The organism is Bacillus sp. NPDC094077 (genome assembly GCF_050279465.1).
Taxonomy (GTDB): domain Bacteria; phylum Bacillota; class Bacilli; order Bacillales; family Bacillaceae_G; genus Bacillus_A.
Genome location: NZ_JBNNUF010000003.1, coordinates 257,499 through 271,367 on the forward strand (window position 1 = coordinate 257,499; position 13,869 = coordinate 271,367).

A 13,869-nucleotide genomic window follows, 5' to 3' on the forward strand; every position below is an offset into this window, starting at 1 on the left:
TGGAATTATATAAAGTAGGTGAAAATGTGTGAAGACCAATGTACACAAAATTGATAAGTGGGGGAAGTTAGGGGCTTTTTTGTATAAATTTCGTTATACAGTAATCGTAGCATTAATAGTATTAGCGATAGCGCTCGGTATTTTTGCTCCGAAGCTTCCAGGAGTATTAGGTGGAGATGGTTTCCAAACAGAAGGAGATTATCAAAAGACGAAAGAAATTTTAGATAAAGATTTTAAGCAGTCCCAGGATACACTTTTACTCGTTTTTGAGAAGAACAAGGATGCTTCACATAAGGAGTTTCAAAAAGGTATAGAGGGAATTATAAAACATATTCAAGAGAAAGAAACATATGAGTCTTTCCGTCATCCAATAGAAAATAAAGAGATGCTACAAGATGATATTGGTTATGCGACGATTTTATTTTCCGGGAAAACAAATAAAGATCGAATGGAAAAGACATTGCAATTCGCTGATGAAATCAAGAAAGAAAGTAGTGCGGTATTAAAAGTAACACCGACAGGGTATCCGAAAATTAATCAAGAGATTAATGAAAGAACACAAAATGATTTGAAAGTAGCAGAGATGATCGGTTTACCGATTGCTTTTCTCGTACTATTATTCTCATTTGGTAGTCTAATCGCTTCCATTTTACCGATTGTAAATGGTGCACTAAGTGTAATTAGCACGATGGGCATATTATATTTCATCGGTGTTGATAAAGAACTATCTATTTTCGTGTTAAATGTTGCACCGATGATTGGACTTGCATTATCCATTGATTTTGCACTATTATTTGTGAACCGTTTTCGAGAGGAAGTTGCAAAGCGACCGGTAAAAGAAGCGATAGCAATTACATATCAGACAGCCGGACGTGCTATCGTATTTTCGGGATTGTGTGTATTTGTCGGATTATCCGGTTTGTTTTTCTTCCAGATAGATTATATTCAGTCTGTTGCTATTAGTGGAATGATTGTTGTCATTATGAGTATTTTATTTTCACTCACACTCCTTCCTGCGCTGTTATCTTTAATCGGAAAAAGAATATTAAAAAAGAATCAGGTAGCACCTACTCCATCAAATGTATGGCGTAAATTTGCGCAGTTTGTAATGAAACATCCAATCGTAATGATTGTTGCTGTTACAACATTTATTGTTATTTGCTTATTACCACTACGTACAGCTAATTTGCAGTTTCCTGGTGTCGAAGCATTACCAGAAAAGAGTGATACGAGAGTTGCATTTGAGAAGTATGAAGAAGCCTTTAATAAGACTGTCAAAACACACGCCGATGTTACTTTAGTAGTAGAGACGAAGAATGATATAGCGGAAAAAGCAAGCTTACAAAAGGTAGAAAATGTCGTTCAAAAGTTAAAAGATGACAAGCAAGTATATAAGGTGAAAAGTGTATATAACGAGCTAAATGGGATGAAAGCAGATCAAGTTGCAGGAATGTTACAATCACCAGAAGCGGCGAAAATAGCTCCTGTATTTGAAGCGTATACAAAAGGGAATAAGACGACAATTCAAGTTTTCCTAGATGCAAAACCACGTACGGAAACGGCTAAACAATGGGTTCGTGATTTCAAAAAGAATTATAAAGAAAGCGATGTTACTTATTATTTAGGCGGGATGACAACGTTCCAACAAGAGTTAGAGGATGAAATTACAGATAAAGTTGCAATTGGTATGTCTGTTATATTTGGATCAACCTTTGTTATTTTATTATTCGCATTCCGCTCTATTCTCATTCCAATAAAGGCGATTATTATGAATGTACTTAGTTTAAGTGCAACAATTGGAATTGTTATTTGGTTATTTGAAGGCGGTCATTTCGGATTAGATGAGAGTTCAGTTCTATTTGTTTTACCAATCTTCATTTTCGGTCTCGTATTTGGATTAAGCATGGATTATGAAGTATTTCTTATTTCACGAATTCATGAGCTATATGAGGAAACTGGAGATAACGATCAAGCAACGCTAGAGGGGCTTGTCTCGACAAGCCGCATCATTACATCCGCTGCTTTAATTATGATTGTTGTTACCGGTGCGTTCGCATTTACTGACATTTTACCAGTAAAGCAGATGGGTATTGGAGTCGCGTTAGCGATATTTCTTGATGCAACAATTATTCGCCTTATGCTTGTACCAAGTTTAATGAAGCTGTTTGGAGACTGGAACTGGTGGCTGCCATTTCGAAAAAAACGAGAAAAATCATCGTGAAAAATACTCATCTTATAGATGAGTATTTTTTTATGAATAGCAAAGCCTACCTTTTGCAAATAGTATGTGATAAGAACATTACATACAAGTAGGTGAAGGCAATGTTTCGTTATTTTAAGTTTAAACTAAATGATACAGTACAGTTTGCTGAAAACGATGGGCATATGTATCGCATTGTCGGTTATCGATTAGAAAAGGGATTTTATCCAAAAGATGAATGGACTCATATCATTTATGAACTGCTTAGAGAATTTGATGGGTATACGATGGATGCGGAAGAGGAGGAACTTGTAAAGGTCATTCAAGTAGAGGATGAGTATTACAAAATACAAGAAGTATCGGGCTATCGTTATCCAGTAAAAATGAAACAAAAACAACAAGTGATGAAAATAGAAAAGATGGACGATTTATTAGATGCTTACAACGACTATAAACGATTGGCGGATTTCTTTAAAGATTTATCGTATGAACAAAAAGCTGAAGAAGTATTGCAGGAAATGAAAAGGCTTAGAGCGTGAGGGGCAGTCTATTATAAGACTGTCCTCTATTTTTGACGGTGCATCAAAGTGTGTTTTCCGTTACAATGAGAGAATCAATAGAAATAAGGTGATAACAGTATGGAAACAAAGAAAAAGGGTGAATGGTGTGAAATTACCGTTCCGGCTAAATGGAATGATATAAGTATTGAATCGTTATTAAAAGTAGAATGGGAACTACCAAAAAAGTTATTACATCAGCTTCGCATGGATAAAGGTGTAACTGTTAACGGTGAACAGAGAAGATGGCATGAACTTTTAAAAGAGGGCGATAAGTTACAAGTTCATATGTTTATAGAAGAAGAGTACGGTATAGATCCAGAATATGGTGATTTACAGGTAGTGTTTGAAGATGATCACGTACTCATCGTAAATAAACCAGAGCAAATGGACACGCACCCTGCTGAAAAAGGTGGAACGGGAACACTTGCAAATCTCGTTGCGTTTCACTTTCAAATGCAAGGACTAGGGACGAAAGTACGTCATATACATCGTTTAGATAAAGATACGACAGGTGGTGTCGTGTTTGCTAAGCATAGAATTGCTGGTGCGATTATGGATCGTTTATTAATGGAACGAAAAATAAAAAGAACGTATGCGGCGCTTGTTGAAGGAAAAGTAAAAAAGAAGCAGGGCACAATTGACGCGGCTATCGGAAGAGATCGTCATCATGCTACGAGACGTCGTGTTTCCCCAAAGGGTGATGAAGCTATCACATACTATAAAGTAGAAAAGTATTTTAAGAAGCAAAACACAACCTTCGTAACGTTACAATTAGAAACGGGTAGAACGCATCAAATTCGTGTTCATATGAGCTATAATGGTAATCCGTTAGTTGGGGATGTATTATATGGTGGGCAAACAAAATATATGTCTCACCAAGCACTACATGCGATGAAGATTAATTTCTTGCATCCAATTACGAAAGAAGAAATCGAAGTCGATGTACCGTTTCCTACAAAATTAAATAATACAATGAAAGAATTTCAAAGGGTGAATGCGTAAAGTGTAAATTTAAATTTGAGAAAAGTAGATTTTTGCAGGGATTTCTCTAAAAGAAGCGAAGCCGTTAAGAGAAAAGAGAGGTGAGAATCACTTGGTCAAATATAAATATATACTAGGAATATTTTTCGCTTGTCTTTTATTTACTCTATGCCTCTATCCATATTTACCAGGACGTTTGGCAGTACATTGGAACGTAAGTGGTGGGCCGAACGAATTTATGAGTAAACAAGTTGTTGTAGCATTTATTCCTTGTCTTATTATTTTTTCACATGGATTCGTGTATATTATTTCACATAATATATATAAGTTTAATGAAGGAGAGCATTTCATTATAAACGGATTTATAAAGACGATTACTTTATTTATGTTGTTTATTCATATGCTTATTCTCTTTATTAATTTTGGAAGTTTTATATCCTTTCAGACAGGATTAACGATCGGGATTAGTATGTTTCTTTTTATGCTTAGCAAAGAGTTTAAAAAGATAAAGGGTAAAGAAAAAGATCCAATTAAATTACAAAAAATTCGTTTAGTGAGTAGACGGATTTTTCAAGTGATGGCATGTGGTATACTGTTTTCATTGTTTTTGAACTTGAAGTGGGGATTTTATGTATTACTTAGTGTAATAAGCTGTGGATCTATTTTGTTTATGTTCTACATTTTATATTCATACATAATAGAAAGCTACGAAACTTAAAAAGAGTCTTCTCATCATGAGAAGACTCTTTTATTCTATTTATTTCGTAATAAATTGTTGTGTCCAGTAGTTACCGCTTTCTACATAGCCAACACCGATGTGAGTGAAGCTGTTATTTAAGATGTTTGCACGGTGTCCAGCACTGTTCATCCAAGCTTGTACTACTTCTTCAGGTGTACGTTGACCTTGAGCGATGTTTTCACCTGCAGATGTATAAGAAATACCAAATTTCTTCATCATGTCAAACGGAGATCCGTATGTAGGGCTGTTATGATCAAAGTAGTTATTTTTTTGCATATCTTCAGATTTAATGCGTGCTACTTTGCTTAATTCAGTATCGATTTTTAGTGCTGGTAAGCCTTGTTTTGCACGCTCAGCGTTTGTTAATTCAACAACACGTTGTTCGAACTCGCTTAAAGATTTTGCTTCTTGAGCAGGCTTTTGCTCAGCTGGTTTTTGTTCTGTAGGTTTTTGAGTATTGTTGTTTTCAGCAGGCTTTTGAGCTTCTGGTTTTTGAACTTCTTCAGCAGGCTTTTGCTCAGCTGGTTTTTGAGTTTCTGGCTTAGCTGTTGGTTGCTCAGTTACAACATTTTCAGTAGGCTGTTGACCAGGAATGAAGCAGTTTGAGTTTGGTTGGAAGTTTCCTTGTTGCCATTGTGCTAATGACTCAACACCCATAGATTGTAAGAATGCTTGTAATTCTTGTTGGCTCATTTGCTTCATCATCACTTTTGAATGCTGAATATTTTGAACCTTTATGTTAGATGGTTGTACTGTTGCAGCTTGTGCATCTAAAGTAGATACTCCTAAAGTAAGAGCTGTTGCAGCAGCTACAGATAATAAAACACGCTTTTTCATGATGTGTGTCCCCCTATATAAAGTTTTAATTTGTTTTCACACGATTTGTTTTTGACAGCCTGTCTGACTGACAAATTCATCGTAGCATACAATTTGCTAGAAAAAAGATGGAAAAAAATTCATAGACTTAAAATTTACCTAATTTATCCTAAGAGGAGAAAAGGGGAGAAATAAGAGAAACGTAGAGTATAAAAGGAATTTTTAGCATTTTTATACTTGGTTTTAATAGGCGCTTTTTGGATAAATGTACCTATAGTGAAAATGAAGAATCCTATTGTATCAATGATTTGAACGTTTTTTTGAGGAATATACTGGATTGTTTTTTACAAAACTGTAATGTTTTTGTTGTTCTTTTTTATAATAAAGTAACATATTTTTAATGTTGTAGCGGACAAAAAAGCGGCTATCTCTTTACATAGACGAAGGAGATAGCCGTTTTCCTATTATTACATATGTTACGAGTTAGTTTCAATTGCTTCTAATAATAAATCTACAATATGAACTCCTCTCATTTTATGAGAAAGACCTTCCCGTTCAATACCTAATTTCATTTGTAATAGACAACCTGGATTTGCAGTAACAATGGTTGTTGCGTCTGTTTCATTCACACGATCCATCTTATAATCTAGAAATTCCATAGATAACTCTGAATGAACAAAATTGTAAATACCAGCAGAACCACAGCAACGATCCGCATCTTTCATTTCACGGTATGTTGCGCCTTGAATGGCTTCTAGTAACATACGAGGTTCAGAAGATGTTCGCATAACGTTGCGTAAATGACAAGAATCTTGATACGTAATGATTTGTGGTGGAAGTCGTAAGTCATTATGTTTATGGAAATCTAGTTCTACTAGTATAGCAGTAATATCTTTAATTTTAGAAACAAATTGCTTTGCGCGTTCAGCCCATTCTGGATCATCCTTTAAAAGGTAATCATAGTCTACGAGGTAAGCCCCGCAACCACCTGCATTCGTAATAATATAGTCGATGTTTAAATCTTCGAATGCTTTTATATTTCGTTTCGCTAATTCTTTTGCTCCACTCTTTTCACCAGCATGCCCATGTAATGCACCGCAGCAATTTTGCGTTTTCGGAATAATGATATCACAACCAGCTACCTGGAGGAGTTTCATCGTTGCATTATTTGTTTCTAAAAACATCGTATCCATTAAGCAGCCTGTGAAGAATGCAACTTGTTTCTTCTTTGTACTTTCAGCAGGTAAAAATTTAGGACGATCTTTCATTGCTTTCATTTTAGGGACTTTTGGTAAAATGAGATCCATCGTTGCAAGTGTTTCAGGGAATAACCTCATAATACCTGTTTTATGTGTTAGCGTTTGTAAACCGGAACGCTGGTAAAGTCCGATTAGTCCTGTTAATGTTCGCATTCGATTTTGATGTGGGAAGAGTCCTTCAAAAACGACTTTACGAACGGCTCTCACTGGCATTGAGAATTTTTTATTTTGATTAATAATATCACGAGCTTCTTCTAATAAATGTCCATAATTCACACCAGATGGACAAACAGGTTCGCAAGCACGGCAGCCGAGACAGACGTTTAATGTATTTTCAACATCTTCATCTGGCTCAATTAAACCATCAACGACTGCTTTCATTAATGCGATACGTCCGCGTGGTGAATGTGATTCTTTATATCCAGATTGAATGTAAGTAGGGCAAGTTGGTAAACAGAAACCGCATCGCATACAATTTAGTAGTTCATCTTCACTTAATCGTTCTTTAAATTCCCTTTGAATGTTTTCTTTATTTAATGTGGTCATCGCTCAACCACCACTCTTTTACGAGAGTCATTCGCAAACATTTTTCCTGGGTTCATAATGTTGTTTGGATCGAAAGCTTGCTTTATACCTTGCATAGCTGCAATACCTTCTTTTCCTAACTTCAATTCTAAATAAGGGGCTTTCATTGCACCAACACCATGTTCACCAGTAATCGTGCCACCAAGTTCAATTGCTTTCGCAAATATTTCAGCAAAAGCTTGTTCAGCTCGGTGCATTTCTTCTTCATTGCGAGCATCTGTCATACAAGTTGGATGCAAGTTACCATCACCAGCGTGTCCAAACGTACAAATAGAAATATTATATTTTTTTGCAATGGCATTAATAGCTTCAACCATCGGAGCGATTTGTGAGCGTGGTACAGTTGCGTCTTCTAAAATTGTAGTAGGTTTTAATCTTGCAAGTGCTGATAATGCACTACGGCGAGCTGTACGAAGCGCATCTGCTTCCGATTCATCTTTTGCAACGCGAACATCAACTGCATTCATAGAGCGGCAAACGTTAGCCATGTTTTCAATATCTCGATTGACTACTTCGGGCGGACCATCTTGTTCAATTAATAAAATTGCTTTTACGTCAGTTGGTAAACCGATTTGCGCAAACTCTTCAACAACTTCAATTGTCGGTTGATCTAAAAACTCAAGTGTCGCTGGAATAATTTTATTTGCAATAATAGAAGAAACAGCACGGGCAGCTTCATTAATATCTTCATAGAGCGCAAGCATCGTTTTCTTCGTTTCAGGCATAGGAACAAGTTTTAATATGGCTTCTGTTACCACACCAAGTGTTCCTTCAGAACCGATAAATAGACGAGTTAAATCATAACCAGCTACATCCTTTGCCAATTTACCGCCAGTACGAATGATATCGCCATTTGGTAGGATAAGTTCAAGGCCCATTACATAATCCCGTGTTACACCATATTTTAACCCGCGCAATCCGCCTGAGTTTTCATTAATATTACCGCCGATTGTAGAAATTTTCATCGAACTTGGATCTGGCGGATAAAATAATCCTTTTTCTTCTACTGCTTTAATAATATCAAGTGTAATTACACCAGCTTGTACAGTAATTGTTAAATTCTCTTCATCAATTTCTAAAATGTTGTTCATATGGCGGAAAATAAGGACGATACCGCCCTCTAGTGGACAAGTTCCTGCGCAAAGGTTTGTTCCAGACCCACGAACATACACAGGGATTTTGTAAGTGTTACATACTTTTAACACTTCAGCTACTTCATTTGTATTACGAGGAGCAATAACCGCATCGGGCATTGCTTGGAAGTTTGGAGTGGCATCATAACTATAAGTTAAACGCCCCATATTGGATGTATCTACACTATTTTCGCCAACAATGGATACGAATGAATCAATAATTTGCTTTTCTAACATTATAAATCCCCCTCGAACTGTTAACGTATTTAGTTATAATAAAAAACGTAGTAACAGTGCTTTCATTATAATGATAAAAAAGTCGGGGGATTCTTTCTATATATAATCATCTAAAGATTAATCAGTTTTATCGTTCTTTTTTGTATGATTATCTAATAAAAGGAGTGCGAAATATAAAACATTTAAATCTTTGAATTGTTTCGGATTAAGTCCGGTATATTCCTCAATCTTTTTTAACCTGTAATGCAATGTATTAATGTGTATATGTAATTGTTCGGCTGTCTGTTTATAAGATTGATTGTAATCAATAAATAAGCGCAAAGTGTGCATGAGCTCAGCAGAAGATGATAAGTTTTCAATAGTACGCTGAAGAAACTCTTCCCGCGTTTCAGTAGAAATATCTTGTAAGCACATTTCTAGACGTAAATCTTCATTAAATACAATTTCTTTCGTTTCAAGTGACACAGAAAGTGCTCGTAACGCTTGTTCATATGATACGTGCATCTTGCTTGGAGTAATGGTTTGCCCAATCCCGATATATAAAGGAATAGAAAATAAAGTTTCACAGTCTTGTTTTAACCGTTTTAAAAATTGGTAAGTTTGCTCTTTAGAGCTCATCGCTGAAAATAAAATAAATCGGTCATTTCCCCAGCGAACAAATAGATTTTCTTTTGTTAACAGATTGCGAATATGTTGCCAAATTTTACGCTGGAGCATCGTATCATTTTGATCGATAGAGAACAAAATAAGTTGTTTCTTCTTATATAAATCAACGCCAAGCGTTTTTGCACGATCGAGAAAACTTGGAGACCAGTCTGTATTTTGAAGCCAATCAAAGACAAATGCTTCATAAGACCGATGCTCAAGTTCTAGTTGTTCTAAAAAGTAGTTTTCATGAATTAATAGTTCGGTCATCTTACGTAATATTTCTCCGTATTGTGAAATGTTTTCAGGTTCTCCTGTGATTCCGATGACACCAATTACTTCGTCATGGAATAGTAACGGAAGATTCATCCCAGCTTTTACACCTTGCAGTCGTCGTTCATCTTCTTTTGTAATAATGACAGTTTTCTTTTGTTTTGCACAGCGAAGTGCACCTTCATGAAATTGACCGATTCTTTCCGCATCTGTACTTGCAATAATAAAGCCTTGTATATTAATGATAATAATATTTTCTGTAATTAGTCTGCGTACTTCTCGTACAATTTTATTCGCTAAATCAGGAAAAAGCATAATTTGCACACCTCAAATTCTATTTGTTGTACATTATATATGTAAATTGAGCAAGAAAGGAAAATTTCACACTTTCCACACATTTATTTGTTATTTTACAAGTATAACGAAATCATCCGAAGATGGAGGGAATCTTTTGAGAAAGTATGTTTTTCTTCTCTGTTTTTTATTTCTATTAGTAGGGTGTCAAGGAAGTACATATACACCGATTGCTAAAGAGAAAAGTGTTATTATAACAACGAATATAAAAGAAGGTAGTATTAGTTTTATTGATAAAAAGGCTAAAAAGTTAATCACGACATGGGAACTAAATGAGCCGATGGCAGGAATTACACTACTTCCAAACGATGAGGAAATACTTGTATATGGAAAGCAGTTAGAATATATATATGTATATTCACTAGCAGAAGGAAGACAAGTGGAAAAATATAAGACTGGAAAAGGAATTGTAAATGTAATTGTATCAGAAGATAAAAAGCAATTATTTGCTGCCGATCAAAATGCTCAAAAGGTAAGGTTCTTTACGATAGAAGGAAAAGAGACAGGGAGTGTTTCAACAGGAAAAGGGCCGATAACGATGGTAGAGCAACATAACCAGTTATCTGTACTAAACTTTTATGATACGAAACTAACGACAATTGATACACAGAAAAAAGAGGTTATACAATCCTTTATGATTCCACCAGCATCAACAGGAGCAACGATTAGTCCGGATGGGAAAGAAATATGGATTGGCGGGCATGGTGATGGAAATCAAGTGAATGAGAAAGTTTTAGTGTATTCTTTACAGAGCGGCGAAATGGTACGATCTTTACACGCTCCGTTTATGCCTGTAAACATAACGAAGGATAATAAGTACGTATATGCATTAAGTCACGGTTCTAATACACTTAGAAAGTTTGATATTAGCACATATAAAGAAGTGGCTTCTGTAGAAGTAGGATCAAACCCATTTGCATTTTTGAAAAGCGGAGCAGAAGGATACGTAGCAAGTTATGATAGTGATGAAGTGTGCGTCATGGATATGAAGAATATGAAAATAAAACAAACAATTAAAGTCGGAAAAGGACCGTTTCAACTCATAGAGAGGGCAGGGAAGGGCAATGAGTAAATATAGAGTACTAGTTGTAGATGACGAAAGTGATATGAGGCAACTTGTCGGAATGTACTTAGATAACTTCGGGTACGAATGGGGAGAAGCTGAAAATGGAAAAGAGGCTCTTAAAAAATTAGAAACAGATCATTATGATTTCGTTGTATTAGATATTATGATGCCCGAAATGGATGGACTTTCAGTATGTAAGGAGATTCGAAAAACATCAGATGTGCCGATTATATTTTTAACTGCAAAAGGTGAAGAGTGGAATAGGGTGAACGGTTTACGGATGGGAGCAGATGATTATATTGTAAAGCCGTTTAGTCCTGGTGAATTAATTGCTCGTATGGAAGCTGTGTTAAGAAGGTATACAAAGCAAGAGCAGCAAGAGGAGATTCAATTTGGACCAATTCTTATTAATGAAAAAAGTAGGCGAATTGAGGCAAATGGCGAGCCGATTTCTCTTACTGTAAAAGAGTTTGATTTACTCTATTTTCTTTGTCAACATAACGGACAAGTATTTAGCCGGGAACAATTACTTGAAAAGGTATGGGGATATGATTATGCCGGAAGTACAAGAACAGTAGATACGCACGTGAAAACGATGCGTTTGAAGCTTGGAGAAAGTGGCAACTACATCCAAACTGTTTGGGGTGTAGGTTATAAATTTGAGGTGTAACGTATGTTTACGATGGTACAAAAACTTTGGCTTACAGTAGTATGTGCAGTATGTGTAACAGTTTCCTTTCTTTATTTTGTATCTTTATACTCGTATGAAAAGTTATACGTTGATAATTTAAAAGACTCATTAGTAATGGAAGGAAAGCGCCTTGCAGCGCAATATGATAAGCGGGAAGGAATATCAACTTTTGAAGAGAAAGTAAGAGCATTTGATCAAATATCTAGTTCAGACGTTCTTTTCGTTTCCAATCCACGTGATTTAAGTGCATGTTTGCCTTTTGATGTGCATCATCATTCTCTTATAAGTGAAGGAGATCGGCAAGCGTTGTTAGATGGAAAAACCGTCACAAAGATAGGGTATGAAGAACATTTTGATCGTAATATTATGGGTGTTGTCATTCCTGTTTTAGAAAATAAAAAATTAGTTGGAATTGTATATTCTTATATTCCTTTAAAAAGTATAAAAGACTTGATATATGATATGGGTCTTATTTTAGCTCCGCTAGCAATTGCAATGATTTTAATTACGATATGGATTGGTAGAAAAATTATTATTGCAATTACGAAGCCGCTTTCGCAAATGGAACGGGTTGCGAATCATCTAGCTACGGGGGATTTTTCGGAGCGGATTACCATTTCTTCCGAAGATGAAATTGGCAGATTAGGAAAAGCGTTTAATAAAATGGCGAATTCATTAGAAACAGAAGACGTAAAGCGTAAGGAGTTTTTGGCTAACGTTTCGCATGAACTTAGAACGCCACTTAGTTATATAAAAGGGTATAGCGAGGCTATTTTAGATGGTGTAGCAAAGGGACCGCAGCAGGAAAAAGTGACGCAGCTCATTCATAAGGAAGCGGATCGTATGCAGCGTCTTGTTCATGATTTATTAGATTTAGCACAACTAGAGGGTGAACATTTTCCTCTAAAGAAGCAACCAATTGTGTTTTCGCAGCTTATTGAAGATGTGCTAGATACGTATGAGTTAAAGTTTATAGAAAAAAAGCTTCGAATTTCAACGAATTTAAATCCTGAAATTATCGTAATGATTGATGAAGATCGTATGCAACAAGTACTTCACAACGTGTTAGATAATGCGATACGGTATACAAATGAACACGGGGATATCATAATAACGTTAGAGCAGAACGATGATTATTGTGAATTGAAAATAAAAGACACGGGAATCGGTATTGATATAGAGCATTTAGAAAACCTTGGTGAGCGTTTTTACCGAGTTGATAAAGCGAGAAGTCGTCAACATGGTGGAACAGGTTTAGGACTTGCTATTGTGAGACAGATTGTTCATATACATGATGGTGAGTGGAGAATAGAAAGTGAAAAAGGTAAGGGAACAACGGTTATTATTAAATTGAAAGTACAAGATGAGGAGAGCATGTTCTAATTTTGAGGATATGCTCTTTATATGGAAGATAAAGAGTTATACGTAAAGATATGAATTAATATGTAACAAATATCGAAAATTTGACTATTTTATGAACAAAACATTTGTACTTCTTACCAATTCGTTCTAAAATAGTTATGGATGCTAAATTCTTATAAATCGTTTCAATTGTTGTTTGGAAGATACTGAGGTGATTTAACTGGAGTACAAATCTATTAAACCGAAAAAAATTTACGAAGAAGTATCTGAAGCTATTTTAACAATGATTAAAAATGGTACGTTAAAACCTGGTGACAAACTACTTCCTGTGCATCAATTAGCTGAGCAGTTTCAAGTTGGCAGATCTGCTGTTCGTGAAGCGTTAAGTGCGCTTAGAGCAATGGGCTTAATTGAGATGAAACAAGGAGAAGGTACATATGTGAAGAATTTCGATTCTTCTTCATTAACGAAATCATTAAACAATAAATTATTAATGAAGAAAGAAGATATTTTGAATTTATTAGAAGTACGGAAGGTGCTTGAATTGGGGGCAGTTCGAGCAGCGGCGGCAAAACGTACGGAAGATAATTTACAAAATATGAAACATTGGTTAGATGAAATGGCAAAGAGCATTGGAGATGAAAAAGCTGGTGAAAAAGCAGACTTTCAGTTCCACATGGGAATTGCACAATCTTCGCATAATAACATTTTGCTTGAACTCATGAATCATGTTTCAGAGATGATTGCTGAAACGATTGGTGAATCAAGACGCATTATTTTATATGGTGAACAAACAACAGCAGAACGACTATTAGAAGAGCATCAATCTATATATAATGCAGTGTTAAAGCAAGATGTAGAATTAGCGCAGCAAGCAATGCTAGATCATTTAACAAATGTAGAGCATATTGTCACAGGTAAAAGCGATAGTAATTCGTAATTTAATCTTTTAAAATTCGATTTTTCTG

General features: G+C 35.6%; 12 protein-coding genes. 8 read left to right on the top strand and 4 right to left on the bottom strand.

Features of this window, described 5'->3' with window-relative positions; all coding sequences use genetic code 11:
• Positions 1-28: 28 nt before the first annotated feature.
• The 4 genes from ACQKNR_RS10000 (at position 29) to ACQKNR_RS10015 (ending at position 4,459) form a co-directional block, all read left to right on the top strand.
• Complete coding sequence (locus tag ACQKNR_RS10000; RefSeq protein WP_427317445.1) at positions 29-2,221, top strand: MMPL family transporter; 2,193 nt, start codon at positions 29-31, stop codon at positions 2,219-2,221.
• A 101-nt stretch (positions 2,222-2,322) separates the two neighbouring features.
• Positions 2,323-2,739: a histidinol dehydrogenase gene (locus ACQKNR_RS10005; RefSeq protein ID WP_193411545.1), complete on the top strand. Its 417-nt coding sequence runs from the start codon at positions 2,323-2,325 to the stop codon at positions 2,737-2,739.
• A 99-nt stretch (positions 2,740-2,838) separates the two neighbouring features.
• On the top strand, positions 2,839-3,762 hold the full coding sequence (locus ACQKNR_RS10010) for an RluA family pseudouridine synthase (RefSeq protein WP_427317447.1): 924 nt from the start codon (positions 2,839-2,841) through the stop codon (positions 3,760-3,762).
• 91 nt (positions 3,763-3,853) lie between these two features.
• Positions 3,854-4,459 (top strand): DUF1648 domain-containing protein, encoded by a 606-nt coding sequence (locus ACQKNR_RS10015; protein WP_427317449.1) that lies wholly within the window; start codon positions 3,854-3,856, stop codon positions 4,457-4,459.
• A gap of 39 nt (positions 4,460-4,498) precedes the next feature.
• On the opposite strand, the gene ACQKNR_RS10020 is transcribed toward ACQKNR_RS10015, so the two are convergent.
• The 4 genes from ACQKNR_RS10020 to ACQKNR_RS10035 all read right to left on the bottom strand — a co-directional run bounded on the left by ACQKNR_RS10020 (position 4,499) and on the right by ACQKNR_RS10035 (position 9,743).
• Entirely contained in the window at positions 4,499-5,317 is an 819-nt protein-coding gene (locus ACQKNR_RS10020) for a CAP domain-containing protein (protein WP_427317451.1), read from the bottom strand.
• 455 nt (positions 5,318-5,772) lie between these two features.
• Complete coding sequence (locus ACQKNR_RS10025; protein ID WP_427317453.1) at positions 5,773-7,101, bottom strand: (Fe-S)-binding protein; 1,329 nt, start codon at positions 7,099-7,101, stop codon at positions 5,773-5,775.
• Entirely contained in the window at positions 7,098-8,510 is a 1,413-nt protein-coding gene (gene glcD / locus ACQKNR_RS10030; RefSeq protein WP_427317455.1) for a glycolate oxidase subunit GlcD, read from the bottom strand. The genes ACQKNR_RS10025 and glcD overlap by 4 nt, the downstream gene beginning before the upstream one ends.
• Before the next feature lie 117 nt (positions 8,511-8,627).
• Positions 8,628-9,743: a CdaR family transcriptional regulator gene (locus ACQKNR_RS10035; RefSeq protein ID WP_427317457.1), complete on the bottom strand. Its 1,116-nt coding sequence runs from the start codon at positions 9,741-9,743 to the stop codon at positions 8,628-8,630.
• 136 nt (positions 9,744-9,879) lie between these two features.
• Here ACQKNR_RS10035 and ACQKNR_RS10040 point away from each other — a divergent pair, with 136 nt between their 5' ends.
• The 4 genes from ACQKNR_RS10040 to ACQKNR_RS10055 all read left to right on the top strand — a co-directional run bounded on the left by ACQKNR_RS10040 (position 9,880) and on the right by ACQKNR_RS10055 (position 13,841).
• Entirely contained in the window at positions 9,880-10,854 is a 975-nt protein-coding gene (locus ACQKNR_RS10040; RefSeq protein ID WP_427317458.1) for a YncE family protein, read from the top strand.
• Positions 10,847-11,518 carry a response regulator transcription factor gene (locus tag ACQKNR_RS10045; protein WP_427317460.1) on the top strand — a complete coding sequence of 224 codons (672 nt, stop codon included), beginning with the start codon at positions 10,847-10,849 and terminating at the stop codon, positions 11,516-11,518. The genes ACQKNR_RS10040 and ACQKNR_RS10045 overlap by 8 nt, the downstream gene beginning before the upstream one ends.
• Before the next feature lie 3 nt (positions 11,519-11,521).
• A complete protein-coding gene (locus ACQKNR_RS10050) occupies positions 11,522-12,922 on the top strand; it encodes a sensor histidine kinase (protein ID WP_427317462.1) in 1,401 nt (466 codons plus the stop codon).
• Between the two features lie 229 nt (positions 12,923-13,151).
• Positions 13,152-13,841 (top strand): FadR/GntR family transcriptional regulator, encoded by a 690-nt coding sequence (locus tag ACQKNR_RS10055; RefSeq protein WP_427317996.1) that lies wholly within the window; start codon positions 13,152-13,154, stop codon positions 13,839-13,841.
• Positions 13,842-13,869 lie beyond the last annotated feature (28 nt).

Bases quoted from the DNA above. Each gene is read 5' to 3' on its own strand.
- ACQKNR_RS10005 (WP_193411545.1), top strand. From the start codon at position 2,323: ATGTTTCGTTATTTTAAGTTTAAACTAAATGATACAGTACAGTTTGCT.
- ACQKNR_RS10010 (WP_427317447.1), top strand. From the start codon at position 2,839: ATGGAAACAAAGAAAAAGGGTGAATGGTGTGAAATTACCGTTCCGGCT.
- ACQKNR_RS10020 (WP_427317451.1), bottom strand. From the start codon at position 5,317: ATGAAAAAGCGTGTTTTATTATCTGTAGCTGCTGCAACAGCTCTTACT.
- ACQKNR_RS10025 (WP_427317453.1), bottom strand. From the start codon at position 7,101: ATGACCACATTAAATAAAGAAAACATTCAAAGGGAATTTAAAGAACGA.
- glcD (WP_427317455.1), bottom strand. From the start codon at position 8,510: ATGTTAGAAAAGCAAATTATTGATTCATTCGTATCCATTGTTGGCGAA.
- ACQKNR_RS10035 (WP_427317457.1), bottom strand. From the start codon at position 9,743: ATGCTTTTTCCTGATTTAGCGAATAAAATTGTACGAGAAGTACGCAGA.
- ACQKNR_RS10045 (WP_427317460.1), top strand. From the start codon at position 10,847: ATGAGTAAATATAGAGTACTAGTTGTAGATGACGAAAGTGATATGAGG.
- ACQKNR_RS10050 (WP_427317462.1), top strand. From the start codon at position 11,522: ATGTTTACGATGGTACAAAAACTTTGGCTTACAGTAGTATGTGCAGTA.